This window comes from Okeania sp. SIO2B9 (assembly GCF_010672505.1).
Lineage (GTDB): Bacteria > Cyanobacteriota > Cyanobacteriia > Cyanobacteriales > Microcoleaceae > Okeania > Okeania hirsuta.
This window is the reverse complement of sequence record NZ_JAAHGK010001080.1, coordinates 1-2679: the sequence shown is the minus strand read 5'-3', so window position 1 is coordinate 2679 and position 2679 is coordinate 1. Positions and strand designations below refer to the sequence as shown.

2 protein-coding genes are annotated in these 2679 nt (G+C 38.4%); both read right to left on the bottom strand.

The window, feature by feature from the left end; translation table 11 throughout:
* Window positions 1-1205: 1205 nt before the first annotated feature.
* Entirely contained in the window at window positions 1206-2417 is a 1212-nt protein-coding gene (locus F6K13_RS27475; RefSeq protein ID WP_287289059.1) for a calcium-binding protein, read from the bottom strand.
* 20 nt (window positions 2418-2437) lie between these two features.
* Window positions 2438-2679: hypothetical protein (locus tag F6K13_RS27470; RefSeq protein ID WP_287289057.1), on the bottom strand; the 242-nt coding region annotated here is incomplete at its 5' end.

Genomic DNA, 2679 nt, shown 5'->3' with positions numbered 1-2679 from the left:
TCTTCTTCTTTCTTCCCTCCTGACTCCTGACTCCTGACTCCTGACTCCTCCGTAGTTATTTATTTATCACTGTTCAACCGGACATGATGTTATTACAAATTACTAAATGCTTATTCAATTGATATTACATCCATTTGTAAAAATGACTTTTAACTATCATTTCACTTCTTCATATCTCAGCCTGAAAAACAGGAAAAAAATATGATTATTTATTCTGTAATTTTGCTGAGTTCGATTAATGATAATTACCGATGAATTGACAATAGACAATAAATATTTCAGCAACTTCAACTAGAAAACTCTGGTAGTTTTCACTTAGATGCTGTTAAATGATATAGCTGAAGGAAGAGGGAAGAAGGAAAAATGTTGCTTTGTCTGAGTTTTAAGCTTTTGAACTGCCCTAACCTTTCCTTCGACTGCTATATTCAAATAATAAGTAAATTCAAGGAGATTTTTTCCCTTTTAATTCAAGATTCTAATTTTTTTTCCTGCCACCGTATCACAAGTAGGTAGGAATTCAATCCAAACAAGGGTGCAACTAACCTGATTTTCTTTATGCACTTAATCTCGATCATTGATGCTTTTCCATCCTACTCATTCTTTCATCAAAGTGTCAAGGGTAAAGGATTATTTTTTTTAAGAAAAGCTATAGCGCTACGCGCAAGTCAAAAGTCAAAAGTCAAAAGTTAAAAGTAATATCTGAATGAGTTTGAGCATTTATAAATGTTCTAATATCATGTTCCCCCGGAGGGGGAGCTATGCTAACGGATAATCAGTTATAAATAAAATTTAATGACTGACAGTACCGACAGTACCAAAGAAATACTGAAATTATCTTTACTTTTCTCCAATATTTGCTCTTTTTCTCCTTTTTTCCCTCCTGAGGACTGACTCCTGACTCCTCACAACAGTTATTTATAAGTATTCAACCGAATATGATATAACCTATAGCAATGTGCGCTGGGATATTTACAAATTACAAGAGGTGTCCAATAGCTAAAAGCCTTATATTATCGGTTTTTTATTCCCCTCCTGGGAGGGGTTAGGGATGGGTTCCCTGTTGCCAGATGAGCTGTTGCCAGTTGCCTGCGCACAGCGCTATATTTGCGTAGTCCTATATAAAAAATAGGTTGCTGAGTTCTCAACAACCTATCTAGTAAGAGATACAAAATTATTAGTGACTGATACTTAATAGCAACTGGATATTAGATAATAGTAAAGTCGTCATTTATATCCAGGGCAACAACCCCACTAACATCTTCTAATTCTGCCAAAATTTGTGAATCATCACCAACCGTATTATCGCCATTAGCATCATAAATGAGGTAAGTTTTACCTTCAACTTCGTAGGCAAATAAACCAGGGTTTCCAGCTATTAACACATTTCCAGAAATATTGGTAGTTTGTACATCGGTAGCAATATTATCAACAGCAGGAATAACTGTGCTAGAAAATGCAATAGTATCCCCACCGACGACACCTAAGTCCTCAAAACCAGTAATGCGGTCGTACAAACCAGCACTAATGGCAGTACCAATAGAAGCAGCATCCGCAGCATTAAACTTCGCACCACCGTCATCAGCACTGGTATAAACAAAAGTGTTATTGCCATTATCATCAGAGAGGGTATCCGCTCCCAGACCACCAATAAAGATATCATCATCGTCACCTCCATCTATGGAGTCGTTACCGTCACCACCGACTAAACTGTCGTTTTCATCATCTCCTGCTAAAGTGTCGTTACCTGCTAAACCTTCCAGAGTATCGTCGCCTCCGCTACCATCAAAATTATCATTAAACTCACCACCCACCAAGAAGTCAGGATCATTACTAACATCCAGAATATTTACCGTAGCAGTAGCAGTAGCTTCGTCGAGACCATCCGTAATGGTGTATTGAAAGAGGTCGGTACCAGTGCCAAACACTGCTGTGTATTGAACTTGAGTACCCAAGTTATTTAAGATACCCAAAGGCTCATCATTGCTAAGAGTTGTAATTGACAAAGGATCTGGGCCATCAATATCGCTGTCATTTCCCAACACATCAATTGTTATCACATTCCCCAAATTGGTAAATACTGGTCCGTCATCAATGGCAATGGGCAGGTCATTTACTGGGGTGACATCAATATTAATAACTTGGGTAGAGGAACTATTTTCGTCATTGCCATCATCAACGGTGTAACTGAAAGTGCCAGCAGCTCCATTAGCGTTAGCAACTGGAACAAATGTTAATGATGTTAGTTGGTCTGTGGTTAACTGTTGACCAATAGTTACCGCAGTTACCGGAGTATCATTTGACAATAGTACTTGCCCAATTTCTGGGTCAGGAATACTGTCAACAGTAATAGTTAACGCATCACCATCGGGGTCAGTTGGTGCTGGAATGTCTAAGGTCGCATTATTATCTTCCTCCAAGGTGACAGTTTTATCAGCTTCTACTTCTGGAGGTCGGTTAGCTTCGACTCCAGACTTTTATCCACTTTATAGTAGACTTCAGTAATCTGTTCATTCACAAATTCGGATAATTCAGCTCTCCGCAACGATAAGGCAAACAAACTGTCATCGACATGCTCAAACAACTGTCGTAACTCTTTTTGCTTTCGAACCGTTGAAGAAAATTCACTTATCTCAATATCGCTTTGGTTGACTTTGTCAAAAAGTCCTTCCTGTTTAAATG